The 24,280-nt window shown below is 63.3% G+C and carries 23 protein-coding genes and 1 pseudogene; 14 read left to right on the top strand and 10 right to left on the bottom strand.

The window, feature by feature from the left end; all coding sequences use genetic code 11:
- The 6 genes from AC630_RS03045 to AC630_RS03020 form a co-directional block, all read right to left on the bottom strand.
- Positions 1-602: AMP-binding protein (locus AC630_RS03045; RefSeq protein ID WP_143197771.1), on the bottom strand; the 602-nt coding region annotated here is incomplete at its 3' end.
- Positions 586-1,341, bottom strand: coding sequence for an ABC transporter ATP-binding protein (locus AC630_RS03040; protein ID WP_074117007.1), 756 nt, complete (start codon positions 1,339-1,341; stop codon positions 586-588). The genes AC630_RS03045 and AC630_RS03040, both read right to left, overlap by 17 nt.
- Before the next feature lie 2 nt (positions 1,342-1,343).
- On the bottom strand, positions 1,344-2,102 hold the full coding sequence (locus AC630_RS03035) for an ABC transporter ATP-binding protein (RefSeq protein WP_074117006.1): 759 nt from the start codon (positions 2,100-2,102) through the stop codon (positions 1,344-1,346).
- Entirely contained in the window at positions 2,099-3,241 is a 1,143-nt protein-coding gene (locus tag AC630_RS03030) for a branched-chain amino acid ABC transporter permease (RefSeq protein ID WP_074117005.1), read from the bottom strand. Before AC630_RS03030 ends, AC630_RS03035 begins: the two co-directional genes overlap by 4 nt.
- Before the next feature lie 3 nt (positions 3,242-3,244).
- The gene (locus AC630_RS03025; RefSeq protein WP_074117004.1) at positions 3,245-4,117 is read right to left on the bottom strand and encodes a branched-chain amino acid ABC transporter permease; all 873 of its coding nucleotides are present in this window, start codon (positions 4,115-4,117) and stop codon (positions 3,245-3,247) included.
- A gap of 434 nt (positions 4,118-4,551) precedes the next feature.
- On the bottom strand, positions 4,552-5,313 hold the full coding sequence (locus tag AC630_RS03020) for a hypothetical protein (protein WP_143197770.1): 762 nt from the start codon (positions 5,311-5,313) through the stop codon (positions 4,552-4,554).
- A 37-nt stretch (positions 5,314-5,350) separates the two neighbouring features.
- Here AC630_RS03020 and AC630_RS43335 point away from each other — a divergent pair.
- Positions 5,351-5,499: pseudogene (locus tag AC630_RS43335) on the top strand (kinase/pyrophosphorylase); the annotation flags it as partial.
- Between the two features lie 37 nt (positions 5,500-5,536).
- On the opposite strand, the gene AC630_RS03010 reads toward AC630_RS43335, so the two are convergent.
- Positions 5,537-6,676 carry an MFS transporter gene (locus AC630_RS03010; protein ID WP_245330242.1) on the bottom strand — a complete coding sequence of 380 codons (1,140 nt, stop codon included), beginning with the start codon at positions 6,674-6,676 and terminating at the stop codon, positions 5,537-5,539.
- Between the two features lie 315 nt (positions 6,677-6,991).
- Between AC630_RS03010 and AC630_RS03005 the strand changes: the two genes are divergently transcribed.
- Both AC630_RS03005 and AC630_RS03000 read left to right on the top strand, forming a co-directional pair.
- Positions 6,992-8,767 (top strand): adenylate/guanylate cyclase domain-containing protein, encoded by a 1,776-nt coding sequence (locus AC630_RS03005; RefSeq protein WP_074117001.1) that lies wholly within the window; start codon positions 6,992-6,994, stop codon positions 8,765-8,767.
- Between the two features lie 554 nt (positions 8,768-9,321).
- Positions 9,322-9,609, top strand: a complete 288-nt coding sequence (locus AC630_RS03000) for a hypothetical protein (protein WP_074117000.1) — start codon at positions 9,322-9,324, stop codon at positions 9,607-9,609.
- Between the two features lie 357 nt (positions 9,610-9,966).
- On the opposite strand, the gene AC630_RS02995 is transcribed toward AC630_RS03000, so the two are convergent.
- Positions 9,967-11,028, bottom strand: a complete 1,062-nt coding sequence (locus tag AC630_RS02995; RefSeq protein WP_074116999.1) for an isocitrate/isopropylmalate dehydrogenase family protein — start codon at positions 11,026-11,028, stop codon at positions 9,967-9,969.
- A 169-nt stretch (positions 11,029-11,197) separates the two neighbouring features.
- On the opposite strand from AC630_RS02995, the gene AC630_RS02990 reads away from it, so the two are divergent.
- Positions 11,198-12,586: an MFS transporter gene (locus AC630_RS02990; protein ID WP_074116998.1), complete on the top strand. Its 1,389-nt coding sequence runs from the start codon at positions 11,198-11,200 to the stop codon at positions 12,584-12,586.
- 5 nt (positions 12,587-12,591) lie between these two features.
- Here AC630_RS02990 and AC630_RS02985 read toward each other — a convergent pair whose 3' ends face one another.
- Positions 12,592-14,211 (bottom strand): B12-binding domain-containing radical SAM protein, encoded by a 1,620-nt coding sequence (locus tag AC630_RS02985; RefSeq protein WP_074117009.1) that lies wholly within the window; start codon positions 14,209-14,211, stop codon positions 12,592-12,594.
- 314 nt (positions 14,212-14,525) lie between these two features.
- Here AC630_RS02985 and AC630_RS02980 point away from each other — a divergent pair, with 314 nt between their 5' ends.
- From AC630_RS02980 to AC630_RS02935, 10 genes are all read left to right on the top strand, one after another.
- Positions 14,526-14,975, top strand: coding sequence for a (2Fe-2S)-binding protein (locus tag AC630_RS02980; RefSeq protein ID WP_074116997.1), 450 nt, complete (start codon positions 14,526-14,528; stop codon positions 14,973-14,975).
- Positions 14,976-14,986: 11 nt separating this feature from the next.
- Positions 14,987-17,173, top strand: coding sequence for a xanthine dehydrogenase family protein molybdopterin-binding subunit (locus AC630_RS02975; RefSeq protein WP_074116996.1), 2,187 nt, complete (start codon positions 14,987-14,989; stop codon positions 17,171-17,173).
- 52 nt (positions 17,174-17,225) lie between these two features.
- The gene (locus tag AC630_RS02970) at positions 17,226-18,497 is read left to right on the top strand and encodes an NAD(P)/FAD-dependent oxidoreductase (protein ID WP_074117008.1); all 1,272 of its coding nucleotides are present in this window, start codon (positions 17,226-17,228) and stop codon (positions 18,495-18,497) included.
- On the top strand, positions 18,490-18,942 hold the full coding sequence (gene soxX / locus AC630_RS02965; protein ID WP_074116995.1) for a sulfur oxidation c-type cytochrome SoxX: 453 nt from the start codon (positions 18,490-18,492) through the stop codon (positions 18,940-18,942). Before AC630_RS02970 ends, soxX begins: the two co-directional genes overlap by 8 nt.
- Before the next feature lie 8 nt (positions 18,943-18,950).
- The gene (locus AC630_RS02960; protein ID WP_074116994.1) at positions 18,951-19,418 is read left to right on the top strand and encodes a SoxY-related AACIE arm protein; all 468 of its coding nucleotides are present in this window, start codon (positions 18,951-18,953) and stop codon (positions 19,416-19,418) included.
- On the top strand, positions 19,418-19,735 hold the full coding sequence (soxZ, locus tag AC630_RS02955; protein WP_074116993.1) for a thiosulfate oxidation carrier complex protein SoxZ: 318 nt from the start codon (positions 19,418-19,420) through the stop codon (positions 19,733-19,735). Before AC630_RS02960 ends, soxZ begins: the two co-directional genes overlap by 1 nt.
- Positions 19,732-20,511 carry a sulfur oxidation c-type cytochrome SoxA gene (gene soxA / locus AC630_RS02950; protein WP_074116992.1) on the top strand — a complete coding sequence of 260 codons (780 nt, stop codon included), beginning with the start codon at positions 19,732-19,734 and terminating at the stop codon, positions 20,509-20,511. Before soxZ ends, soxA begins: the two co-directional genes overlap by 4 nt.
- A gap of 158 nt (positions 20,512-20,669) precedes the next feature.
- Positions 20,670-22,019 (top strand): ABC transporter substrate-binding protein, encoded by a 1,350-nt coding sequence (locus AC630_RS02945; RefSeq protein WP_074116991.1) that lies wholly within the window; start codon positions 20,670-20,672, stop codon positions 22,017-22,019.
- Positions 22,016-22,954 (top strand): carbohydrate ABC transporter permease, encoded by a 939-nt coding sequence (locus AC630_RS02940; protein WP_074116990.1) that lies wholly within the window; start codon positions 22,016-22,018, stop codon positions 22,952-22,954. The genes AC630_RS02945 and AC630_RS02940 overlap by 4 nt, the downstream gene beginning before the upstream one ends.
- Positions 22,951-23,775: a carbohydrate ABC transporter permease gene (locus AC630_RS02935; RefSeq protein WP_074116989.1), complete on the top strand. Its 825-nt coding sequence runs from the start codon at positions 22,951-22,953 to the stop codon at positions 23,773-23,775. Before AC630_RS02940 ends, AC630_RS02935 begins: the two co-directional genes overlap by 4 nt.
- An 88-nt stretch (positions 23,776-23,863) precedes the next feature.
- Here AC630_RS02935 and AC630_RS02930 read toward each other — a convergent pair whose 3' ends face one another.
- A complete protein-coding gene (locus tag AC630_RS02930; RefSeq protein ID WP_143197764.1) occupies positions 23,864-24,058 on the bottom strand; it encodes a hypothetical protein in 195 nt (64 codons plus the stop codon).
- Between the last annotated feature and the right edge of the window lie 222 nt (positions 24,059-24,280).

Below are 24,280 nucleotides of genomic sequence, written 5' to 3'. Positions count from 1 at the left end.
CCGAGCGCGGCCTGCGTGAGCAAGGCGCCGCGCGCCGGCGCCGTGACGCCCGACGTCATCACGATCGCGGCAATCGCAGTGTCGGCAGGTGCAGCAAGAGGCTCAGCGCCTGCGCCGCGGGCCTGCAGCTCCGCCAGCGTCATCACGTGATCCACCCGCGCGCCATCGTCCCATTGCTCGTGCATGACGACGATCAGCCGCAATCTCGGGCAGCGATCGCGGATGCCGAGCGCCCGGTGCAGATGCGCATCGCCGGCGACGAAGAGAACGGTGACGCCGAAGAGATTGACCAGACGCGCCAGCTCGTCGCCATCGGCATCGGCGTCGAGACCGGTCGAGACCCCGCCGGCGGCCATGATGCCGAGATCGGCGAGCACCCAATCCGCGCAGGTGTCGCCACAGATCGCCGCGACGTCCCGATCCTGCAGACCGACGGCGCGCAAGCCGCGCGCGATCGCAGCGATGCGTGTCGCGGTCTCCATGCCGCTGAGCGGCTGCCAGAGCCCGTAGCGCTTCGAGCGCATCACCGTCGCGCCGCCGTGCGCCGCGAGGGCTGCGGTAAGACGTGCCGAGAGTGCCTCGGTTTCAGCGCCGCCCGCCATGACCACCTTCACTGTGCATACCAAGATAGAATTCCCGCACCTGATCGGACTGCAGCAGGTTCGCGCAGGCGTCGTGCATCACCACGCGGCCGACCTCGAGCACATAGCCGTAGTGCGCCGTCTCCAGCGCCATCTTCGCGTTCTGCTCGACCAGCAGGATCGAGACGCCCTCCTCCGCGTTGAGGCGGCGGATGATCGTAAAGATCTCCTTCACCAGGAGCGGCGAGAGCCCGAGGGACGGCTCATCCAGCAGCAGCACCTTCGGACGGCTCATCAGGGCCCGGCTGATCGCCAGCATCTGCTGCTGGCCGCCCGAGAGCTGTCCCGCGATCTGGTTCTGCCGTTCGCGCAGCACCGGGAAATAGTCGAACACCTTCTCCAGGTCGCTGGCGACGGCCTTGCTGTCGTTGCGGATGTAGGCGCCCATCCGCAGATTGTCGCGGACGGACAGGAACGGAAACACCTCGCGCCCTTCCGGTACGTGACTGATGCCGAGCCGAACGACCTTGTCGGGCTCCATCGAGCGGATTTTTCGTCCCTCGAACTCGACGGTGCCCTTCACTGGGTCGAGCACACCGGAAATGGTCTTGAGAATGCTGGTCTTGCCGGCACCGTTGGCGCCAAGCACGGTCACGATCTGTCCCTGCATCAGGTCGAGGCTGATGCCCCGGATCGCGGTGATCGGGCCGTAGGTGCTCTCGACATTGGCGAGACGGAGGATCGGTTGTGCGGTGCCCATCGTCATGCCCCGAGATAGGCCGCGATGACGTCGGGATGGCCCTGAACCTCGGCGGCAGTTCCGAGCGCCATCATCTTCCCGTAGTTCAGCGCGAGCACGCGGTCGGAGACGCGGCTGACCAGCGACATGTCGTGCTCGACCATCAGGACCGTGACACGCAGACGGCGGTTGATCTCCAGGATCCACTCCGCCATCGCATTGGTTTCCTCGACGTTGAGGCCGGACGAGGGTTCATCGAGCAGCAGCAGCGTCGGTCCGACGCAAAGCGCGCGCGCGACCTCGATCACCTTGCGGACGCCGTAGGGAAGATTGCCGATCGTGGTGTCGCGGTATCTTTGCAGCCGCAGCACGTCCATGACCTCCTCAGCCGCGCGCCGATGCGCGACCTCCTCCTCGCGGACCTTCCTGGTGCGCAGGATGTCCTGCCAGGTGCGCGTGGTCGAATGCCGGTGGCGGCCGACCAGAAGGTTCTGCAAGGTGGAGGCGCTCTCGAACAATTCGATGTTCTGGAACGTGCGCGCGATGCCGCGCCCGGCAATCTGCTGGGCCGAGAGCCGCGTGACGTCCTCGTCGCGGAAGATGATCTGGCCCGCGCTCGGCGTGTAGAGCCGGCTGATGAGATTGAACAGCGTGGTTTTTCCCGCGCCATTCGGCCCGATGATGGTGAAGACCTCGCCCTCGTTGATGCCGAACGAGACATTGTCCACGGCCGTGAGGCCGCCGAACTTCACCGTCAGGTTCTTGACGTCGAAGAAGGTCATCGTCGCTCGGACTTCAGGAACATGCGGGGTGGACGGGCGCTACGTTGGCGCGCCAGCGGAAACTGCTTGAAATATGCTTTCACGCGCTGCCATCGGCCATCGAGGCCCAGCGGTTCGTAGATGATGAAGACGATGATGATGATGCCGAAGATCAGCGACTTCAGACCCGGCGCGTTGACCACGCGCGACACACCGGCCTGAACGGCCTGGTTCACGCTGTCAGGCAGGTACAACCCGTGCGTCACCATGTCGGCCCACAGCGGCAGCTGGTCCTTGAGGATGATGAGCAGCGGATCGGCCATGATCATGAAGATCGCGCCGAATACCGCGCCCCTCAGGCTCACAAGCCCGCCGATGATGATGATCATGACGAAATCGATCGAGACCGACAGGCTGAACATCTCGGGCGAGATGAACGACATCTTGTGCGCATAGAGGGCACCGGCGATTCCGGTAATGCCGGCGGACAGCGCGAAGGCGGTGGTCTTGTAGCGGGCGGTGTCGATGCCCATGCTGCGCGCGGCGGTCTCGGAGTCCCGGAGCGCCATGAAGGAACGCCCGGTCGAGGACCGGATGATGTTGATGGCGGCGAGAACCACCAACACGGTGACGAGCAGGCAGAGGTAATAGAAGCCTTCCGTACCGAGCTTCAGCCCGAACAAGGACGGCGGCGGAAGCATCAGGCCTTCGTTGCCATTGGTGACGCTCTCCCACCGCGCGATGATCTCCTCCACGATGAAGGCAAAGGCAAGCGTCGCGATGGCGAGATAGATCCCGTGCAGGCGGAGCGCCGGCAGGCCGACGAGGTAGCCGGCGATCCCGGTGAAGACACCGGCGAGCGGGAGATAAAGCACCAGCGGAAGACCATACTTCTGGGCAACGGCGGTGAAATAGGCGCCGATCGCGAGGAAGGCGGCGTGACCGATCGAGACCTGTCCGGCCTGGCCGGACAGGATGTTCAGCGCCACGCCGACGATCGCGTAGATCATGATGAAGACGAGCTGGCTGAGGTAATAGGATTCCAGCAGGTAAGGCGCGGCGATCAGGCCCGCGATCAGGACGGCGTACCAGAAAACTGCAGCCTTCGACGGAAACAGCGGATCGCTATCGCCGTAATCGGTGCGGACATGATGCGCCATGCCTTACACCTTCTTGACGGCGTTGAGGCCAAACAGGCCCTGTGGCTTCCACAGCAGCACCGCGAGCAGGACGACATAGGCCGCAACGTCCTTGAAACCTTCCGGCAGATAGAAGCCGGACAGCGACTCGACGATGCCGATCGTGATGCCGCCGGCCACCGCGCCGGGGATCGAGCCGAAGCCGCCGAGGACGGCCGCGGGAAACGCCTTGATTCCGAGAAAGCCGAGATTGGCGTGGATCAGCGTGATCGGCGCGAGCAGGATCCCGGCGGCGCACGCGACCATGGCGGAGAGGCTCCAGATCAGCGAGAACATCCGCTTGACCGGAATGCCCATGTAGTAGGCCGCGAGCATGTTCTGCGAAGTTGCCTGCATCGCAATGCCGACCCGCGTGAAGCGGAAGAACGCGTAGAGCGCCGCGCAAAGCAGTATCGTTGCGACGATGATCGAGAGCGCGTCCCATGCAATGACCAGCGCGCCGATCTTGAACACGCCGTCGGTGAATGGCGTCTCGATCCGTAAGTCGTCGGTGCCCCAGATGATGCCGACGAGCGCGCGGATCACGAGCCCGAGACCGATCGTCGCCATCACGATCGAGAATTGCGGGTAGCCGAGGATGGGACGGAGCACGAGCCGCTCCATGATCGCGCCGAGGATCGCCATCGCGATCACGCACAACAGGAACGATAGCCAGTAGTTCAGCCCGAGCGTCGTGATGAAGGTGACCGACATGAAGGCGCCGAGCATCATGATCTCGCCTTGCGCGAAATTCACGACTTCGGTGGCCTTGTAGATCAGCACGAATCCAAGCGCGATCAGCCCATAGACGCACCCGAGCGCGACGCCGCTAATCAGCTGCTGCGTGAAATCAAGCATTTCCGTCCCAATGGCGCGCTGCGCCTGATGTTTTTTTGATATGAGAGCGGTCGATGATGTTAGTCAAGCAGCTAATTAAACTCGACGCTGCGACCATCGAATGAGGCTTCATGCCGCGCTCAATCGTCTCGTGTAGCGCCTTGCCACAAGACTTGCGGACAGCGGCTGCTCGCGCGCCAGTGCTGCGGATTTGTCGAATTTCGCTCTCAATACTGACCTCCAACACAAACAACTATCGGAGGTTGGCCTCGCTTCGGCGCAGCCGCGAACGCCCGCCCTTGAAGGCGGCGCAATGTCTAATTTGGGCCAAGACCGATTTGGGCCAGCCCACCGTCGGCCGCAAAGTCGACTCGTTGAGGACAACGGAGCCTCAGCGCTGGGACACTGGTTGCGTTGCTCGCTTCCTGTGCGGGAGGAACTACGGCGCACTGTGTTTAAAGATCGCGTTCAACTGCGAAGAGTGAGGTGCACGCATCAATCTGAGACGGTAGCGTCGTTCGTGCTGAGAATAGGGTATCGGGGTCGCGAGCAGCCCGGCGGCATTCGAGCGCGCGCGTGATCAGGTCGACGTCGAGCCGTCCAGGGTGGCTTTCGTTGACAAACGCCACCGCGTCATCGTTTGAACCCATCAGCCCAGTCGTCCAGCTGTAGCAAAAGCGCGCCGGATAGAGCAGCGTTCGTAGATAGTCCTTGCGATGCTTGGGTTCGAGAGCGTCGGCTGCGGCGAAGCTTCTTGCGCGGTCCGCCCAGCTCGCAAACGGCTCGCCGCGCAGATATTCTTGTATCTCGGCGAGCGTAGGTCGCGTTGGCTTGATGCATTCGCGCTCCATCAGCGCGACCGCGTGATCGAGATAGTCGATGCGATCCAGCGGCGGGAACCGGCCGATCGAAAAGTAGCGATCGGCCCAGAATACGGAAACCTTTGGCCCCCAATCGGCGGACAGTGCAACAGCCTGGACCCTAATTCTATCCTGCGCCTTCGACGACAGTCCGGCCTCTGTGACGAGCGCAATGTCGACGTCGCTGTAACGCCAGCTGAAACCCGCGTGTGCAATGCTTCCGATGAGGTAGGCGCCAAGCAGTTCGGTCCGGAGTGTCCTGCGCCAATGTGGGACGAGACGGCGGGCAAAATCCATCGCCGCAGCTCTCGCAACCTCATTTGGATCGGCTTGCGTCATCAAAGATGGCTTGGACATTTACGCGCCCCCAAGCGGGCTCCAGAGTATAGAGTTCGATGCGCTGAACTATACTATGATGCATGATGACGCACGTGGAAGGCCTGAAAGAGGCCGACGTCATCCTTGTCGGCGTCTCGCGCACGGTCGAAGACGCCGATATCGATCCATCTCGCCAATCGCGGCATTCGGACTGCCAACGTTCCCGCTGATGCCATACGTTCGGCTCCCTTTTTTGGCGCGATCAGCTGGTCAATTCACCACCCGCTGTCTCGGGCGCGAGCCAGGCCGCCGAGAGGGTGATCGCGGCGAGTACGATGAGATAGACCGAGATCGGCCAGGTCGCGCCGCCGGTCCAGGTCATGAGAGTCGTCGCGGCAAATGGGGTGAGACCTCCGATGGCGGCGCCAATCTGGAAGCCGAGCGACGCGCCGCTGTAGCGCACCCGCGCGGCGAATAGCTCAGAGTACCAAGGCGCGCCGACTGCAAACCCAATCATTTGACCGAACGTGATGGCCGTGACGATCGTCAGCGTGATGGCCAACGGATCCTTCGTGTCGAGCAGCCAGAACATCGGGAAGGCGAAGGCCATCGCGAACGCGCAGCTCGCATAGAACATCCTCTTGCGGCCGATACGGTCGGAAAGCCAACCGAAAACCGGGATCATCACGAGCGCCACGACGGCCGCGAGAAAGATCGCGTTGATGATCACGCTTCGTGGCATGGCGAGGTTGCCGGTGACATAGCTGATGGCAAAGACGCCGGCGACGATCGCATAGGTCACCTCGGATGGCTTCAGCCCGATTGCCGTGAAGAAGGGGCGGCGATGCCGGGCAAGGATTTCAACGAGCGGCACCTGGGCAACCTCTTTCCTAGCCTCGATCTCGCGGAAGACCGGCGTCTCCTCGAGGTGCAGGCGGATATAAAGGCCGACAGCGACAAGCCCGATGCTGATCAGGAACGGAATGCGCCACGCCCAAGCGAGGAAATCCGATTCCGGCACCTGCGACAAAGCAGCGAACATCCCGATGGCCGCTAGGTTCCCAATCGGGAGGACAAGCAGTATTGGCGCCGCGATGCCGATCTGATCGTAGGTGGGCAGAAGGCCGATCAGGAACGTTCCAAGCCCCATGATGACGATGGTCATCGCAAGCATGGCCTTGCGACCGACCCGGTCGCCAAAATGGCCGAAGACCGCCGCGCCAAACGGACGTGCCATGAAGCCGACCGCGTAGGTGCCGAACGCTGCGATGGTACTCAGCGCCGGATCGGACAACGGGAAGAACAGCTTGCTGAAGACCAGGGCAGTGGCAGTGCCGTAGATCAGGAAATCGTACCACTCGACCGCGGTGCCGATGACGCCGGCCGCCACAACCTTGGTCACGGACGCTCGCTGATGCGGCGTGCCAGTCTCGGGCTGCCCCGTGCCCGCTGAGAGAGAGACTCCGCCTTCTCCGACGCTGGCCATTGCCGCCCCCATCAGTGCTCGATGATCGGGCTCCGCGAAGAGTACTTGGGGCGATCTACCAAGTCCACACTTGCTCGGCGTCCCCAACACGCTTGAAAAGGCGCAATTTGCCCCCAATGTCTGGTGGAGCGAGGCAACTGCCGGTGAACTTTCCGGCTAAAGATGCATGGATGTGATATTATCCCGCCACCTGCGGTGATCCGCAGAGGGTATCCCGGGAGGGAAACCCGCATGGCTTCGGATCAGGTCAAGCGCAAACTCGCCGCCATACTCGCCGCCGATATTGCCGGTTATAGCAGGTTGATGGGTGCGGATGAGGCCGGCACGCTCGCCCGCCTCAAGGAATATCGCCGAGAGCTGATCGACCCCAAGAACAAGCAATATCGAGGTCGCGTCGTGAAAACGACCGGTGACGGTATTCTCATTGAGTTTCCGAGCGTCGTGGATGCGGTATCCTGCTCGATCGAGGTCCAGCAGGGCATGCGCGAACGCAATGCCGATGTCCCTCCAGAGAAACGCATAGAATTCCGCATTGGCATCAACCTTGGCGATGTGATTATCGAGGGGCGCGACCTCTATGGCGACGGGGTCAACATTGCGGCTCGACTGGAGGGGTTAGCCGAGCCGGGCGGCATCTGCATATCGCAGACCGTGCTCAATCACGCGCGCGGCAAGATCGCGTTCGATGTCGAGGATCTGGGCGAGCAGGCCCTCAAGAACATCGTCCACCCCATATATGTCTACCGTCTCTTGCTCTGTTCCAGCCGGGGCAGCACATTGCCTCTGTCCTCGGAAGCGGCGCCGGTTTTGCCGGACAAGCCGTCGATCGCCGTTCTTCCCTTTCAGAACATGAGCGGCGATCCCGAGCAGGAGTATTTCGCGGACGGCATCGTCGAGGAGATCATCACCTCGCTCAGCCGTATCCGCTGGCTCTTCGTGATCGCGCGGAATTCGAGCTTCGCCTACAAGGGCAAATCTCCCGACATCCGAAAGGTCGGCCGCGAACTTGGGGTGCGCTACGTACTTGAGGGTAGCGTGCGCAAAGCGGCAACCCGGCTGCGCATCACCGGCCAGCTCATCGACGCTTCGACCGGCACGCATCTCTGGGCAGACCGTTTCGAAGGCGGCCTCGAAGACGTATTCGAGCTACAAGACCACGTCACATCGCGAGTGATTGGCGCCATTGCACCGAAGCTGGAACAGGCCGAGATCGAACGTGCCAAGCACAAGCCGACCGACAACCTCGATGCCTACGACTATTATCTCCGTGGGCTGGCGAGCGTTCATCGCTGGTCTAGAGAGGGCGTGGCCGAGGCACTGCAGCTATTCTACAAAGCAATAAAGCTCGACCCTGATTTCGCTTCAGCCTATGGGCTCGCCGCGTGGTGCTACTTTTGGCGCAGGGTAAATGGCTGGATGACCGACCGCGCGCAAGAGGTACCCGAGGCCATTCGGCTGGCCGGCCGAGCCGCGGAGTTGGGCAACGATGACGCTGTCGCGCTCTCTTTCAGCGGGCTGACGATTGGTTGGGTTGGCGGCGACGTTGAAGCAGCCGCCGAGTTGACCGATCGCGCGCTTGTTCTCAATCCGAACCTAGCTGCAGCATGGAGCTCCAGCGGCTTTTTGAAAACCCTTCTCGGCGATCCGGAGGTCGGTATTGAGCACTTGGAGCGCGCCATGCGGATCAGCCCTTTCGATCCGCTGATGTTCTTTATGGAGAATATTGCCGCACTCGCTCATTTCCTTGCTGGTCGGAATGACGAGGCCTGGCAATTGGCGGAAAGGGCATGCCGGAAACAGCCGTACTTTGTAGGCGCTATCAGAGTCGCTGCCGCTGGCAACGCCGCCGCTGGGCGCCTAGACGATGCGCGAAAGTGGATTACGCGAGCACTTCAACTCGATCCCGAGTTGCGCGTTTCCAATCTTAAGGATCGGGTGTCGTGGTTTCGTCCGGAAGATTTCGCCAAATACGTCGAAGCGCTGCGAAAGGCAGGACTGCCGGAGTGATCAGCCACTTGCGCGCCGACGAGATGATCGAATGAGATCCCCTTTGTTGCGGTGCATGAGTCCGAAAATGGCCCTTCGCGACGTATAGCGCAGCGACGCGAGCTTGATTGCTAACGCGGCAAAGCGGACGTAGCCTTCATTGCATCACGCGGCCAAGTTTATGGGTACACGGCCTGGTCAACATCGCTGTCCATTGTCACTCGGTAACCACAACCATCGACAAATTCGAGTCATCCCGCGTCGTGCCACGATTGCGGCAAAATTCCCCAAGACAATCCTCCCAAGATATATGCAATTCGTACAATCTTTGATTGAGCCTCCCGCCTACAAGCCTAGATTGAGGGAAGCGGTTTTTTGACGCACTGCCGTCTAGAACGATTAAGGTGTGGCGCCGCTTAGGGCATTTGCACTTTCGAACCAATTGGCGTGCCCAGCGTTTCACCGTGTCATCTGACGGCGGAGCGGGTTGCCATGATCAAGAATGCCAGGTCCCGGCCGTCTACTCCCGGAGCAGTCCCGCCACTGGGACCTTCCAAACTTAGGGAGAAAGATCGATGAAGGTCCTCATTGCGACGCTGGGGCTGCTTGTTTCAAGTCCGGTCGCCGCTCAAGAGTGCAAATCGTGCTCCGAGGCTGACGCATGCATACAGACGTACGTTAAGGCAGTGTCGACAGCCCAAAGGGCCACGAAAGTGGCAATCCGGGATTGGCAGCAAAATCTGGACAAAAAGGCTTCCCCAGAGTTTTCCAGCAGGGGCATGGCCGCACTACAAAGCGTCCTGGATTCGCAAGTTCGTTCGGAGCTTGAAAAGCTGAGGGAGTGCCTGGCTAAAATCAAGTAACGGGCGAAGCCTCGGTTACACAGAACGAAAGAGTGTGCACACGCCAATCTCTTCGCCGACCGGTGCCACTATAACATCGTGCCGGTGTTTTGCCCGACGTGTCAACGCCGTCGCAGCACGGAATGTCGTCGGCCGCGCAGCTAGAAAATCCCTTATCGATCAAACCTGCTTCTACTTTGCATGGGGTTGTTTTCGCCTTTTTTCTCCCTCTCGTTCTTACGGGGAAAGGGTCGGGGTGAGGGGCTGCTTCCGCATAGACGGTGGCAGACGAACTCGCGGAGAGTCCCCCTCACCCGGAATCTGCGCAATGCGCGCATTCCGGCCTCTCCCCGCAAGCGGGAGAGGCGAAGACGACGCTCACTCCGCCTGCAAGATCTCTGCGATCGCGGCGCCCGCCGCGATCGTGCCGAGCTTGCCGCCGACATCGCGCGTTGCCCTGCCCTCGCCGATCGCCTTCGCCACCGCCGCCTCGATCGCACGCGCGGCCTCCTCGTAGCGGACGGCGCCGCTCTTCTCGCCATGCCAGGCCAGCAGCGGGGCGGTCGACAGGATCAGCGACACCGGATTGGCGACGTCCTGCCCCGCGATATCCGGCGCCGAGCCATGCGCCGCCTGGGCCATGGCGTAGCGATCACCGACATTGAGGGAGCCGCCGAGACCGAGGCTCCCTGACAATTCGGCCGTAAGATCGGAAATAATATCGCCGAACATGTTGGTGGCGACGATGACGTCGAAACGGCCAGGGTTGCGCACCACATGTGCCATCATGGCATCGACCAGGATGTCATCGACCTCGAGGCCGGGATAGCCCTTGGCCGCCTCGCGGCAGATGTCCAGAAACATCCCGTCGCCGACCTTCAGCACATTGGCCTTGTGCACGATGGTGAGGTGTTTTTGCCGCTTCATCGCCAGCCGGCAGGCGGCGTGCGCGATGCGCTCGCAGCACGGGCGCGTGATCCGGCGCAGCGAGATCACGACATCGGGCGTGACCAGCAGCTCGCCATTGCCCTGCTCCATGTTGCGGTCGGCGTAAAATCCCTCCGTGTTTTCGCGCACCACCACGAGATCGAAATCGCCGAGCCGGCCGGGCCGCCCCGCATAGGTGCGCGCAGGCCTGACATTGGCGTAGAGGTCGAGGCTCTTGCGGAAGTGCCGCGACGGATTGATCTCGCCATGCGCCTCGTCCTTGAAGTCGAAGGTCGCGGTCGGGCCAAGCATCAGGCCGTCGGCGGCGCGGACGATGTCGAGCAGCTCGGGGCGCACCGTCGTGCCGAACTGCCTGAGGCTCGCATGTCCGACCGCGTGCTCCTCCAAGCGCAGATTGAGCTGGAAGCGTTCCGAGGCCGCGCGCAGCACGCCCGTTGTGGCGGTCGTGATCTCCGGTCCGATGCCGTCCCCCGGCAGAACGACGATTTGCATGGCGATTCCCTGAAATTGCAGCAGCTCGCGCAATCATACGCCAGGGCGTGGCGTCATCGCCCGACCTTCGCGCATACAATGCATGCGCGCATATGCCTGTGGAAGCGGCCTCGGCCGTAGTACATGCCGGAAGTCCCTTTAGCCACGCCGCCGGAGCAACGCGCAGGCAATGACAATCACGTTACCTGCCGCCGCGCGCGAGCCCGACTACCCGATCGCCGATGGCCTGCCCGAGGTGCAGCGGCGCTGGGCGATCGCCGCGATCTTCACCGCACTGGCGATGGCCTCGCTCGACACCGCGATCGCCAACATCGCGCTGCCCGCCATTGCCGCCGACCTGCATGTCAGCCCGGAGCAGTCAGTCTGGGTCGTCAACGTCTACCAGATCACACTGGTGGCGACGCTGCTGCCGCTCGGCGCGCTCGGCGAGATCGTCGGGCACCAGCGCATCTATCTCGGCGGCCTCATCCTGTTCACCATCGCCTCGCTGTTCTGCGCGGTGGCGTGGTCGCTCGACAGCCTGCTGGTCGCACGCACGCTGCAAGGCGTCGGCGCAAGCGGCATCATGAGCGTCAACACCGCACTGGTGCGCTTCGTCTATCCCGGCCGAATGCAGGGCCGCGGCTTCGGTCATAACGCGCTCGTGGTCGCCACTGCCTTCACCTTCGGCCCCTCGATCGCTTCCGCCATCCTGGCGATCGGCCCATGGCCCTGGCTGTTCGCCGTCAACATTCCCTTCGGCCTCGTCGCGATCGGCATCGGCTTTGCGATGCTGCCGAAGACGCCGCGGGCGGATCACGCGTTTGATTTCCTCGGCGCGCTTCTTGCCGCTGCCTGCCTCTGCCTGTTCATCACGGGCATCGGCAGCGCCGCGCATAATCTGTCGCCGGCCCTCGTTGCGGTCGAGCTCGTCACGGCGCTCGCGCTCGGCTTCATCCTGACGCGGCGCCATGCGGACCATCCCGCGCCGATGCTGCCGATCGACCTGTTCAGCCGGCCGATGTTCGCGCTGTCGGCGGCGACGGCTGTCTGCTCCTTCGCGGTGCAGGGCCTCGCCTTCGTCTCGCTGCCCTTCTACTTCGAGGACGTGCTCGGCCGTTCGCAGGTCGAGACCGGCTTCTTCATGACCCCGTGGCCGCTAGTGGTCGGCGTCATGGCGCCGATCGCCGGCCGCCTCTCCGATCGCCACGCAGTTGGATTGTTGGGCGGCATCGGACTGGTGCTGCTCGGCCTCGGCATGGCGCTGCTTGCGTTGCTTCCGGCGAGCCCGAGCATCCCTGATATCGTCTGGCGGATCATGATCTGCGGCATGGGGTTCGGCTTCTTCCAGGCACCGAACATGAAGGCGATCATGTCAAGCGCACCGCCGCACCGCGGCGGCAGCGCCTCGGGCATCGTTGCCACCGCGCGTTTGACGGGGCAAACCACGGGCGCAGCGCTCGCTGCGGCCTGCTTTGCTATGGCTGGACACAACGGCGCCACCGTCGCGCTGGCGCTCGGCGCAGGCTTTGCCGCCCTCGGCAGCGTGATGAGCTTCTTGCGGCTGGCGGTGAAGTAAGACCCTCAAGCCAGGTGTCGGGCTGCCGTCGCGTCGATAGTCACCGGCGGGGTGACTGTCTCGTCGTCGAGCGCTGCGAGACGCGCGTCGATGGCATCGATGACCTTGCGCGAGAACGGTCCGAGATGCGCATAGGCGGCAATCATCTGCACCGCGATCCGCGCCGATGATGTGTCGCGCTTGGCGCAATTCATGAAGGTTTGCCAGAGCGGCCCGCGCGCCTCCGGAATCGCCGTGACCACGCGGTGTACCGTCTCCATCGCCCCGATCCTGGCGCGAATGTCGCCCTCGGCGAGTTGGTCGCGCTGCTTCGACCGGTCGAGCAGCGTCATCAGGCGGTCGATGCGGCTCGCATAGGCCGCCGGGCTGTAGACGCGCTCCAGCACCGTCTTGTAGTCCCTCAGGATGTCCCGCAACGGGCGGACGGGATCGAAGTTGATCCCGCCCATGCATTGGTCGGCACCTACCTTCGGCGTCAGATCGTGCCCCGGATGCAGCCGGCCTTCGCGAGCGAGGCGGCGCGTGAGCTGCGTGTTCGGCAAGGCGTAGAGCAGCCCGACCATGCAGACGGGAATGGCCGCCTCCTCGATGAAATCGACCATGGCATCGGCCATCGCGACCTTCTCGCTGTCGAAGCCGACGATGAAGCCTGCGGTGACGAGCATTCCGGCGGCGTAGATCTTGTGGATGCTCTCGGCGATGTTGCGCCGCGTGTTCTGCTTCTTGCGCATCGCGACCAGCGTCGCGGGATCCGGACTTTCGATGCCGACGAAGATGCCGAAGAAATTCGCGGCACCCATTAGCTCCAGCAGTTCGGGATCGTCGGCCAGATTGACCGAGGCCTCGGTCGACAGTTCGAAGGGATAGCCGTGCGCGCGCTGCCATTCGGCGAGCTTGGGCAGGAACTGCCGCAGCGACTTCTTGTTGCCGATGAAATTGTCGTCGACGAAGTCGAGATGGCCGCGGTAGCCCATCTGGTAGAGGGTCTCGAGCTCGACGAACATCTGCTCGGTCGTCTTGGTCCGCGGCACGCGTCCGTAGAGTTCGATGATGTCACAGAACTCGCAGGTGAACGGACAGCCACGCGAGTACTGCACGCCGAGATAGAGATAGTCCTCGAATTTGAGCAGGTCGAAGCGCGGCACCGGCGTCTTGGTGACATCGGCCTGGAACTTGGGTGCCGTGAAGACGCCGGACCTTGCCCCGCTGTCCCAGGCCGCGATGAACTCCTCGATCACGCCTTCGGCCTCGCCGAGGACCTGGAAGTCCGCCCTTTCGTAAATGTGGGGGCTGGAGGTGGGATCGGGACCGCCGACGACCACCGGCTTGCCGGCCGCACGGCATAGCTCGATCAGGCGCAACGTATCGACCTGCTGCGACAGCATTCCGCCGGTGAAGACGACGTCCGCCCAGGCGAGATCCTCGTCACCAAAGGGCGCCGTGTTGCAATCGATCAGCCGGACCGTCCAGTCCTTGGGCAACATTGCCGCAACGGTGATCAGGCCGAGGGGAGCAGCCGGGCGCCGGACGCCCATCAGTTTGCAGGACTCACCAAAACTCCAGAACGACTCCGCGGTGAAGAGCGGATAGAGCATCAGCACGTTGCAGGGGTTTGGCACGTTGATGGAACTCCTTGTGGTTCGGACACAGTGTAGCAAAGCGTTTCGGTCTTGCACCCCGTCAAATGGGACAAACTGTCGCCCGCTCCCGCGTGGAAAACGCTGGGACGTCGCTTTAAGCCGGGCGTTTGCGGCCGGAGAGAGGCTGCGCCCCCCGCCGAAACCGGGCATGGCACAACACCGCCGGTCCCAAAATCTTCCCGCACCAGCCAGATTCTTAGGAAGTTACCCCTCACACTATTGATTTGAACAGTTCCAATTTGCCGGACACATTGCGCCCCTGAGTCCAGTCGGTGGATTGGCCAATCAGGGGACTTGCGATGGCAAACCTAACAATCAACGGAAAAACCTTCACGCTCGACGTCGAGCCGGATACGCCACTGCTCTGGGCAATCCGCGAGAATGCCGGCCTGACCGGCACCAAATATGGTTGCGGCATTGCACAATGCGGCGCCTGCACCGTTCACATCGACGGCGTCGCCACCCGCTCCTGTGGGGTTTCGGTCAGCGAGGTCGCGGGCAAGAAGATTACCACGATCGAGGGGCTCGCCCCCGGCGACACGCTGCACAAGGTGCAGAAGGCCTGGATCGCCCAGGACGTACCGCAATGCGGCTATTGCCAGAGCGGCATGATCATGGCCGTCGCGTCGCTGCTGAACGAGAAACCGAAGCCGACCGACGCCGATATCGACGCGGCCATCACCAATATCTGCCGCTGCGGCACCTTCCAGCAGGTGCGCGAGGCGATCCACACGATCGCAAGCGCCTAAGGAGCCGCCACATGAACAAGCACGTCTCTCCCAGAATGAACCGCCGAGCCTTCGTCATTGGAAGCGCTGCGCTCGGCACAGGCCTCGCAATCGGCCTCGACATCCCCTTCGGCGGACCGGCCGTGGTTCGCGCCGCCGACGGCTCGCCCGAGGTCAATGCCTGGGTCGTGATTCGGCCCGACGACACCGTGGTGATCCGCATCGCCCGCTCCGAGATGGGTCAGGGCTCGCTCACCGGCCTCGCCCAGCTCGTCGCCGAGGAACTCGAATGCGACTGGTCGAAGGTCACGACCGAGTACCCGACACCTGGCCAGAGCGTCGCCCGCAAGCGCGTCTGGGGCGACTTCTCGACCGGCGGCAGCCGCGGCATCCGCACCTCGCAAGACTATGTCCGCAAGGGCGGCGCCACCGCGCGCGTGATGCTGATCCAGGCCGCCGCCGACGAGTGGAGGGTGCCGGCCTCTGAATGCACCGTCGCCAACGGCGTCATCACCCACAAGGCCTCGGGCCAGACCACGACCTACGGCAAGGTCGCCGAGGCCGCGGCAAAACTGACGCCGCCGGCTGAGGTCAAGCTCAAGGACCCGAAGGATTGGACCATCGCAGGCAAAGGCCTGCTACGGCTCGACACCACCGACAAGACCACCGGCGCGATGGTGTACGGCATCGACGTCAAGCTGCCGGGCATGCTGAACGCCGCGATCAAGGACTGCCCGGTGTTCGGCGGCAAGGTGAAGAGCTTTGACGAAGCCAAGGTCGCCGGCATGAAAGGCGTCAAGAAGGTCGTCAAGGTCGGAGATTCCGCGGTCGCGGTCGTTGCCGACACCTGGTGGCACGCCAAGACCGCGCTGGAAGCGCTGCCGATCGTCTGGGACGAGGGCGACAACGCCAAGGTCTCGAGCGAGTCGATTGCGAAGTGGCTGGCCGAGGGCCTCGACAACGAGCAACCGGCCTATGTCGGCAACCGAAACGGCGACGCCAAGGCGGCGATTGCCGGCGCCGCCAAGAAGATCGAGGCCGTCTACAACTATCCCTACCAGAACCACGCCACGATGGAGCCGATGAACGCCACCGCGCTCTACACGGCGGACAAATGCGAGGTCTGGTGCGGCACGCAGAATGGCGAGGCTGCGTTCGCGGCGGTGCTGGAAGCCTCGGGCCTGCCGGCGGACAAGTGCGATGTGCACAAGTTGATGCTCGGCGGCGGCTTCGGCCGGCGCGGCATGACGGACTATGTCCGCCAGGCCGTCGAGATCGCCAAGCAGATGCCGGGCACGCCGGTCAAGCTGTTGTGGTCGCGCGAAGAGGACATGGCGCACGGCAAATATCACCCGGTCACCCAGTGCAAGATGACCGGCGCGTTCGATGCCAACAACAACCTGGTCGCGCTGCACTACCGCCTGTCCGGGCAGTCGATTCTGTTCTCGCTCCGCCCCGAAGCGCTGCAGAACGGCATGGATCCGGCCGCATTCCAGGGCGTAGCCCAATCCGGCGAGGCCGTGTTCGGCTACTCGGTGCCGAACCTCCTGATCGAGCACTCGATGCGCAACCCGCACGTTCCGCCCGGCTTCTGGCGCGGCGTGAATGTCAATCACAACGCGATCTACATGGAATGTTTCATGGACGAGCTGGCCCATGCCGCAGGCCAGGACCCGCTCGAATTCCGCCGCAAGCTGATGGGCAGTCACCCCAAGCATCTGGCGGTGCTCAATGCCGTCGCCGAGAAGATTGGCTGGAGCAAGCCGGCGCCGCGGGGCGTCTATCGCGGCATCGCGCAGGTGATGGGCTATGGCAGCTATGTCGCCGGCGCCGCCGAAATCTCGGTGATCGATGGCACCAAGATCAAGGTGCATCGCATCGTCGCCTCCACCGATCCCGGCTACATCGTCAATCCGGCGCAGGTGGAACGGCAGATCGCGGGCTCCTTCGTCTATGGCCTCTCGGCGCTGTTCTACGGCGGCTGCACCGTCAAGGACGGCCGCATCGAGCAAACCAACTTCGACACCTACAACTCGATGCGCATCAACGAGATGCCGAAGGTGGAGGCGGTGATGGTACCAAGCGGCGGATTCTGGGGCGGCGTCGGCGAGCCGACCATCGGCGTCGCAGCACCCGCGGTGCTCAACGCCTATTTCGCGGCGACGGGCAAGCGCATCCGCTCGGTGCCGCTGCGCGACCAGAACATCACCTTCGCCTAAGAAACGCCGCGGCGGCCACAACGGCCGCCGCAGCACTTTCCGGATGAAGCTCATGAATGCGCCGTTGACACGGCGGAATGCCGTCCTCGGCATCACCGCCGCGGCCACATCGTTCGCCGCTCCTTCGATCCTGCGTGCGCAATCAGCGGGCCGCGTTGTCGTGATCGGCGGCGGGTTCGGTGGGGCAGCCTGTGCTCGCGCGCTCAAGCGTGCGCAAGCGAACTTGCAGGTCGCCCTCATCGAACCCAACAAGGTCATCACCGCCTGCCCCTTCAGCAATGAAGTGATCGCCGGCATGCGCGAGATCGAGGCGCAACAGTTCGGCCATGACAAGCTCGCCGCCGAGGGTGTCACTGTCGTCGCCCAGGCTGCGACGACCATCGACACGCAAAAGCACAGCGTGACGACGGCGGATGGCACCGCGCTCGCCTATGACCGCCTCGTTCTCTCACCCGGCATCGACTTTCATATCGAAGCCCTGCCCGGCTACGACGACGCCGCAGCGGAGAAGATGCCGCACGCCTGGAAAGCCGGCGCGCAGACGCTTCTGCTGCGGAAGCAACTGGAGGCAATGGACGATGGCGGCCTCTTTGCGATCGCGATCCCCGCCAATCCCTCGCGCTGCCCGCCCGCGCCTTACGAGCGCGCCAGCCTGATCGCGCACTACCTGAAGACGAAGAAGCCGCGCTCGAAAGTGCTGATCCTCGATGCCAAGGACAATTTTTCCCAACAGCGGCTGTTCGAGAAGGCCTGGAAGGAACTTTACGGCGACATGATCGAGCGCATCGCCCTGTCGCAAGGCGGCCGCGTGACCTCGGTCGATCCCGCGACCAGAACCATCGTCACCGAATTCGGCAACTACATGCCTGACGTGGCCAATGTCATCCCGCCGCAGCGCGCCGGGCGCATTGCCGAGATCGCAGGCACTGCGGATGCAACCGGCTGGTGCCCGATCGATCCCGCCACCTTCGAGTCGAAGCTCATCAAAAACATCCATGTCATCGGCGACGCCTGCCTCGGCGGCGGCATCCCCAAATCGGCGTCGGCAGCGAGCGCCCAGGGCAAGGCCTGCGCCAGCGCGATCGTCGGCATGCTCGCGGGTCGGGCGCCTGAGGCGCCACGGCTGACCGGCGTCTGCTACAACACCGTCGCCCCCGGTTACGGCTTTTCACTCGCCGGCAACTATCAGCCCAAGGGCGACATCTTTGCCGAGGTCGAGGGCGGCGCGACGAGCCCGGTCGATGCGCCGCGCGAGCTACGCGCCCGCGAGGCGGCCGAGGCCGAGCGCTGGTTTCAAACCATCACGGCGGACACCTTTGGCTAGATCATCCGCCCATATCGCAGCGCTGATCGCCGCCAGTCTCGCCTTCGCCTGCGCTGCGAGCGCTGACGAGCTTGCGTCCTACAAGATCGTCGGCGACGGCATTCCGGAACCGCTCACGGGCTCGCCCGGCGACGCCGCGCGCGGCCGCGCGCTTGTGCTTGCGCGCACCACCACCTGCATTCTCTGCCATTCCGGCCCGTTCCCGGAGACGCGGTTCCAGGGCGACCTGGCCCCTGACCTCACCGGCGCCGGGAACCGCTGGACGGCGAGCCAGTTGCGGCTTCGACTGGTCGATGCGTCGCGCTTCAACCCGCAGACCATCATGCCGTCCTATTATCGCGCGGACGGCTTGGTCCGCGTCGGGCGCAATTTCGCCGGCAAGCCGATATTATCGGCCGCGGAGATCGAGGACATCGTGGCTTTTCTTGCAACGCTTCGGGACTAGGACTGTTCATGCCGACCACGCGACGACAATTCCTGAGCCTTGCCGGAGGCGTCACGGCCGCCGGCACGATCCCGGTCGTCACGCTGCGGCCGCTCGAGGCGACACCGGCGATGCTCAACTCGGCAATTCGCAACGTCGTCGGTGAAGCACCAATTCGCACCGGCAAGGTGAAGCTCGACATTCCGCCGCTGGTCGAGAACGGCAACACGGTGCCGATGACAGTGAGCGTCGCAAACCCGATGACGGCGGACGACTACGTCAAGAGCATCCACGTCTTCAACGAGAAGAACCCGCAGCCGAACATCGGCAATTTCCATCTCGGCCCCTCCTCCGGCCGCGCCCAGGTCTCGACCCGGATCCGGCTCGCCGATACCCAGAAGGTGGTCGCGATCGCCCGCCTCTCCGACGACACGTTCTGGCAGGTCGCGGCCGACGTCGTCGTGACGCTGGCCGCCTGTACCGAGGAGGTGAACTGATGGCCGCCCTCATCAACGTTCCGGCAAAGGCCAAACGCGGCGACGTCATCGAGATCCGCACGCTGACCTCGCACATCATGGAGACCGGCTTCCGCCACACCGCTGCCGGCGACGTCGTGCCGCGCGACATCATCACGAGCTTCACCTGCCGCTACAACGGCGCCGAGATCTTTCGCGCCGATCTCTTTCCGGCGATCGCTGCCAACCCATACCTGTCCTTCTTCACGGTCGCCAAGGAGAGCGGCAAATTCGAGTTCGAGTGGATCGGCGACAACGGCTATTCGTCCACCGCGTCGGCATCGATCACGGTCGAATGATCTTTTGGCGCGCGATAGCGGCGGCAACTCTGTTTGCCACGGCCCCCGCCCTGCTCGCCGGTGAAATCCCGCCCGATGCGCGCCGCTCCGGCTATGCCTTCATGGGCCCGGACACGCGCGCCATGCAGGATGACGACACCACGAATCCGGGCATGCTGTTCGTGCTCGATGGCGAGGCGCTGTGGGGCAAGAAGACCGGCAGTGCGAACAAGGCCTGCGCGGATTGTCATGGCGATGCACGCAGCAGCATGAAGGGCGTCGCGGCACACTACCCCGCCTTCGACAAGGCGAGCGGGCGCCCCGTCACGCTCGACCAGCGCGTCAACCTCTGCCGCGCCAATCACCAGCAGGCGACGCCGCTGCCCTATGAGAGCCGCGACCTGCTGGCACTGTCCGCTTTCGTCGCCCACCAATCGCGCGGCGTCGCAATCACGGCCGCCGATGATCCAGAGCTCAAGCCGTTCATCGAACAGGGCCGCGACCTCTTCATGCAGCGCGAGGGACAACTCAACCTCGCCTGCACCAATTGCCACGACGACAACTTCGACAAGCGTCTTGCGGGCGCGCCGATCACGCAGGGGCAGCCGACCGGCTATCCGCTCTACCGCCTGGAGTGGCAGACGCTGGGATCGCTGGAGCGGCGGCTGCGCAGCTGCATGAGCGGCGTCCGAGCCCAGGCCTATGATTACGGCTCGCCTGAGCTGGTCGCGCTCGAACTCTACCTGATGTCACGAGCGCGCGGCCTGCCAATGGAGACGCCGGCTGTGCGTCCCTGATCCGGAGATTGGGACTAGGCAGGCGTGACACGGTCGCTTGAGCGTTTTCGAGCGAAGTGGATACCGGTTCGCGCAAAGAAAACGCGTCAAACAAGAATCTAGAGCCCCGTTCCGATTCCACCGGAGCGGAAATGGCTCTAGTATCCTTCCCAAAGAAAATGAGCCAAAGGGAGGGACTTGAAGTGGCCAACCACAACATCTCGCGCCGTACGCTGTTGACCGCCACTGCCGCGGCTGGCGCGCTCAGCCTGACCGGATTGCCGGCGCGCGCCGAGGTCAACTGGAAGAAGTACGCCGGGACCAAACTGGAGGTGATCCTCGCCAAGGGTCCCCGCGGCGACAACCTGCAAAAATACGTCAAGGAGTTCACCGAGCTCACCGGCATCCTGGTTGAATCCGAACAGATTCCCGAGCAGCAACAACGCCAGAAATGCGTCATCGAGCTCACCTCGGGCCGGCCGAGCTTCGACGTCGTCCATCTCAGCTATCACGTGCAGAAGCGGCAGTTCGAGAAAGCCGGCTGGCTCGCCGACATGACGCCCTATTTGAAGGACCCGACGCTGACCGCACCCGACCTCGTCGAGAGCGACTTCTCGGCCGCCGGCCTGCAATACGCCAAGAACGACAAGGGCCAGATGCTGTCGCTGCCCTGGTCGGTCGACTATTTCATCCTCTACTACAACAAGGAGCTATTCCAGAAGAAGGGTGTCGCCGTGCCCAAGACGCTGGACGAGATGGTCACGGCTGCCGAAAAACTCACCGATGCCAAGGAAGGCACCTACGGCTTCGTCGGGCGCGGCTTGCGCAACGCCAACATGACGTTGTGGACCAACTTCTTCCTCAACTATGGCGGCGAATTCCTCGACGCCAAGGGCAACATCCTCACGGACGGTCCGGAAGCGGTCGCGGCGACAAAACTCTATCAGACGCTGCTGACGAAAGTCGCTCCGCCCGGCGTCGCCGGCTTCAACTGGATGGAGTCGATGGCCTCCTTCACACAAGGACGTTCGGCGATGTGGATCGACGGTGTCGGTTGGGCGCCGCCGCTGGAAGATCCGGCCGCCTCACGCGTCGTCGGTAAGGTCGGCTACACCATCGTGCCGGCCGGGCCGAAGGGCCAGTATTCGGCCACCTATGGCGACGGCATCGGCATTGCCGCAGCGAGCAAGAACAAGGAAGCCGCTTATCTGCTCTGCCAGTGGGTCGTCTCGAAGGCGCAAGGAGCACGGCTGCTGCAGGCCGGCGGCGGCGTGCCGTTCCGCAACTCGATCCTGAACGATGCGGAGGTCCAGAAGGGCGTCAAAATGCCCAAGGAGTGGCTGCAGTCCGTGATCGATTCCGGCAAGATCAGCAAGCTCGGCCTTCCCGTGGTCATTCCGGTCGCCGAGTTCCGCGATATCGTCGGCGCGGCGCTCACCGCGACCCTCTCCGGGGCCGATCCCGCGACTGAACTGAAGAAGGCCAACGATCAATACCGGCCGATCCTGGAACGCAGCGAAAAGGCGTGAGTGCGTTGACACAATCGTCTCCGGCCGCGGCACAGTCAGGTGCCGCGCCGGAGAAGGAGTTGCGGCCGCCGTCCTACTGGCCGTTCGTGGTGCCGGCGCTGGTCGTCGTGCTCGCCATCATCATTTTCCCGTGGGTGTTCACCATCTGGATGAGCCTGAACGAGTGGAAGGTCGGCTCGCCGACCACCTTCGTCGGGCTCTCCAACTATCTGCGGCTGACGAGCGATCCCCGTTTCATCGAGGCCATCGGACATACACTAGTCTACACCGTGCTGTCCGTGCTGCTGCCACTCGTGTTCGGCACGTTCGCAGCCATCGTGTTTCACCAGAAGTTCGCCGGCCGCGGCTTCCTGCGCGGCATCTTCATCATGCCGATGATGGCGACGCCCGTGGCGATCGCGCTGGTCTGGACCATGATGTTCCATCCGCAGCTCGGGGTGCTGAACTACCTGCTGTCGCTGGTCGGGATCCCGCCGCAGCTCTGGGTTTTTCATCCCGCCACCGTCATTCCCTCGCTGGTGCTGGTCGAGACCTGGCAATGGACGCCGCTCGTCATGTTGATCGTGCTCGGCGGCCTCGCCGCGATCCCGACCGAACCCTATGAGAGCGCACAGATCGACGGCGCCAACCTCTGGCAGGTGTTCCGCTTCATCACCCTGCCGCTGATCATGCCGTTCCTGTTCATCGCCGGCATGATCCGCATGATCGACGCGGTGAAGAGTTTTGACATCATCTTCGCGATCACGCAGGGCGGCCCCGGCTCGGCGTCGGAGACGATCAACATCTATCTCTACAGCGTCGCCTTCACCTATTACGACCTCGGCTACGGCTCGGCGATCGCGGTCGTGTTTTTCCTCCTGATTGTCCTGCTTGCGGCCGTGATGCTCTACGCCCGCCAGCGCATGCTGTGGACCGAGATCGCGAGCGGCGCATGAACCCACGTCAGATCATCGGCAGGATCGGCTTGTGGCTGGCGGTGTTCGTCATCGTGTCCCCGGCGATCCTGTTCTTCCTCTGGATGGCCTCGCTGTCACTCAAGTTCGAGGTCGACAATGCCGCCTACCCACCGGTGTTCATCCCCGAGCATTTCGCGTGGAAGAACTATGCCGACGTGCTCGCCTCCAACCGCTTCCTGACCTATTTCATCAACAGTCTGATCGTCACCGGCAGCGCGACCGCGCTGGCGCTGTTCGTCGGCGTCCCCGCCGGCTATGGCATCGCGCGCATGGCCGCGCACAAATCCGCGATCGTGATCCTGATCGCTCGTATCACGCCCGGCCTGTCCTATCTGATCCCGCTCTTCCTGCTGTTTCAGTGGCTGGGATTGCTCGGCACGCTGGTGCCGCAGATCATCATCCACCTCGTGGTGACGGTGCCGATCGTGATCTGGATCATGATCGGCTATTTCGAGACCACGCCGATGGAGCTGGAAGAAGCCGCACTGATCGACGGCGCCACGCGCTGGCAGGTGTTCCGCCACGTCGCTCTTCCGATCGCCCGGCCGGGCATCGCGGTCGCCTTCATCCTGGCCGTGATCTTCTCCTGGAACAACTTCGTCTTCGGCATCGTGCTGGCGGGACGCGAGACACGCACCCTGCCCGTCGCCGTCTACAACATGATCTCGTTCGACCAGCTGAGTTGGGGCCCGCTGGCCGCCGCCGCGCTGATCGTCACCTTCCCCGTGCTGCTGCTCACGGTGCTGGCCCAGCGGCAGATCGTCGCCGGGCTCACTGCAGGGGCAGTCAAGGGCGGGTGATCACCCGCCTTCGATCGCTCATCCCGAGGAGCTTGCGCGAACGTCGCGAAGGATGGCCATGGCCAAACAGCGCGCGGCGGTTCAGGGACTACCGCTTCGAGGCTTCCGCCTGCGGCGTGACGGATTGAGCCGCAGCAGCGGGCGTGGCAACCGAGAGTCCATAGAGCCGCCAGCTGCCGCCGACGTTCTGGAACAGCAAGTTGAAATCGATCTGCAACGGCCTGGTCGGGATATTGCCGCTCAACCGCAGCATTCCGCTGGAATCGACAGCTGGCGGGATCAACGAGAGGCTCGTGCCCCGCTTCAGTATCCCATGGTTAACGCCCCCCCAGACTGGCTGCCATTCTCCTTAGATATGCATCAACGCTTTTGGCTTAGACCGCTCGTCTTCGCCGCGTAGCCGGATCCTTGGCTCGCGGCTTGCACACTTCGTCGCATAATTGTTCTTGGGGAAGAGAGTGGTCTGAAATGACACAGTTAATCTCCCGCTTCGAGACAGGCGGGG

Source organism: Bradyrhizobium sp. AS23.2, assembly GCF_001908185.1.
Taxonomy (GTDB): Bacteria; Pseudomonadota; Alphaproteobacteria; order Rhizobiales; family Xanthobacteraceae; genus Bradyrhizobium.
Note: the sequence above shows the minus strand (reverse complement) of the source record. Positions and strands in the feature narration are given on the sequence as shown.

Bases quoted from the DNA above. Each gene is read 5' to 3' on its own strand.
- AC630_RS03000 (WP_074117000.1), top strand. From the start codon at position 9,322: ATGAAGGTCCTCATTGCGACGCTGGGGCTGCTTGTTTCAAGTCCGGTC.
- AC630_RS02970 (WP_074117008.1), top strand. From the start codon at position 17,226: ATGAATGCGCCGTTGACACGGCGGAATGCCGTCCTCGGCATCACCGCC.
- soxA (WP_074116992.1), top strand. From the start codon at position 19,732: ATGATCTTTTGGCGCGCGATAGCGGCGGCAACTCTGTTTGCCACGGCC.
- AC630_RS02995 (WP_074116999.1), bottom strand. From the start codon at position 11,028: ATGCAAATCGTCGTTCTGCCGGGGGACGGCATCGGACCGGAGATCACG.
- AC630_RS02990 (WP_074116998.1), top strand. From the start codon at position 11,198: ATGACAATCACGTTACCTGCCGCCGCGCGCGAGCCCGACTACCCGATC.
- AC630_RS02945 (WP_074116991.1), top strand. From the start codon at position 20,670: ATGAGCCAAAGGGAGGGACTTGAAGTGGCCAACCACAACATCTCGCGC.
- AC630_RS03020 (WP_143197770.1), bottom strand. From the start codon at position 5,313: ATGTCCAAGCCATCTTTGATGACGCAAGCCGATCCAAATGAGGTTGCG.
- AC630_RS03040 (WP_074117007.1), bottom strand. From the start codon at position 1,341: ATGGGCACCGCACAACCGATCCTCCGTCTCGCCAATGTCGAGAGCACC.
- AC630_RS02980 (WP_074116997.1), top strand. From the start codon at position 14,526: ATGGCAAACCTAACAATCAACGGAAAAACCTTCACGCTCGACGTCGAG.
- AC630_RS02975 (WP_074116996.1), top strand. From the start codon at position 14,987: ATGAACAAGCACGTCTCTCCCAGAATGAACCGCCGAGCCTTCGTCATT.
- AC630_RS03035 (WP_074117006.1), bottom strand. From the start codon at position 2,102: ATGACCTTCTTCGACGTCAAGAACCTGACGGTGAAGTTCGGCGGCCTC.
- AC630_RS03005 (WP_074117001.1), top strand. From the start codon at position 6,992: ATGGCTTCGGATCAGGTCAAGCGCAAACTCGCCGCCATACTCGCCGCC.
- soxZ (WP_074116993.1), top strand. From the start codon at position 19,418: ATGGCCGCCCTCATCAACGTTCCGGCAAAGGCCAAACGCGGCGACGTC.
- AC630_RS03030 (WP_074117005.1), bottom strand. From the start codon at position 3,241: ATGGCGCATCATGTCCGCACCGATTACGGCGATAGCGATCCGCTGTTT.
- AC630_RS03025 (WP_074117004.1), bottom strand. From the start codon at position 4,117: ATGCTTGATTTCACGCAGCAGCTGATTAGCGGCGTCGCGCTCGGGTGC.
- AC630_RS02935 (WP_074116989.1), top strand. From the start codon at position 22,951: ATGAACCCACGTCAGATCATCGGCAGGATCGGCTTGTGGCTGGCGGTG.
- AC630_RS02960 (WP_074116994.1), top strand. From the start codon at position 18,951: ATGCCGACCACGCGACGACAATTCCTGAGCCTTGCCGGAGGCGTCACG.